Genomic DNA, 337 nt, shown 5'->3' with positions numbered 1-337 from the left:
CCCAAAAGCTTCTCGGGTGTATAGAGGACGCCCGGCTCCCCCGCCTGATCGAACGCACACGCCGCTGTCCATCTCTCGGGCATCTCGTCGTAGGGCCGCACGTGTTGTACCAGGCAGTTGGAGGGAACCTCCGCGAAGTCGAGTCCGCGAGTGACGGAGTAGGAGACCCATACCTTCTCGGCGGTTGCGGTGCCCTTGTTCGCCACGGTGACCGGCAGATCGAAGCTGCTCCCCGGTTTCACCCCGTCGATCGCCTCGACGCCTCCCACGACCAATTCGGGTGCGGGTTCATCGGCGTAGGCAGCGGGAGCCGCGCCCAGCGTGAGCAGGCCGGCAG

1 pseudogene is annotated in these 337 nt (G+C 66.2%); it reads right to left on the bottom strand.

The features are described 5' to 3' along the window. Window positions 1–269: pseudogene (locus TN53_RS43325) on the bottom strand (hypothetical protein); the annotation flags it as partial. Window positions 270–337: the final 68 nt, after the last annotated feature.

The organism is Streptomyces sp. WM6386 (assembly GCF_000972385.1).
Taxonomy (GTDB): Bacteria; Actinomycetota; Actinomycetes; order Streptomycetales; family Streptomycetaceae; genus Streptomyces.
This window is presented reverse-complemented; position numbering and strand designations above follow the sequence as displayed.